The organism is Helicobacter didelphidarum (assembly GCF_003364195.1).
GTDB classification, from domain to species: Bacteria; Campylobacterota; Campylobacteria; order Campylobacterales; family Helicobacteraceae; genus Helicobacter_A; species Helicobacter_A didelphidarum.
Map to the genome: position 1 here is coordinate 1 of NZ_NXLQ01000214.1, position 457 is coordinate 457.

Sequence of the window (457 nt, forward strand, 5' to 3'; positions counted from 1 at the left end):
TGAAGTGGTAAAGAAGTTTTCTAAGAATCCTCCTTATGATGAATTTGGAATGCTTCCATTTTTAGATGAGTTAATAGGGGTAGATTGGGTAATGGATTTCAATATGCTATATCAATATGCTGTTGATGATGGCTATGCAACAAGAGTCTTATATGAAGAAATTAGCAAAGGCAAACTCAAAGACCCTAGAGATACAGATTCTACAAAGGAGAGCAAAAAAGAGTTTTACGAGAGAAGTGAAAGCGTATTGGGAAGTTATCTAGAGTCTTACAATTATGATATTCCCAATGATTGGAGCGAACAAATAGCAAAAACTTATATAGACAAATTACTTTTAATAGCCAAAGTCATGGCAGTAACTCCCCCACAAGGCTATCCTAATGCTCCCACTTATTATATCCCAGAGTATTTAGAAGAGCTTTATAGAGAGGGGAAGTTTGATATTAAGCTAGATCCA

Annotated in this window: 1 pseudogene; it reads left to right on the forward strand. The window is 35.2% G+C overall.

The window, feature by feature from the left end:
* Nucleotides 1–457 (forward strand): annotated as a pseudogene (locus CQA53_RS13015) (hypothetical protein); the annotation flags it as partial.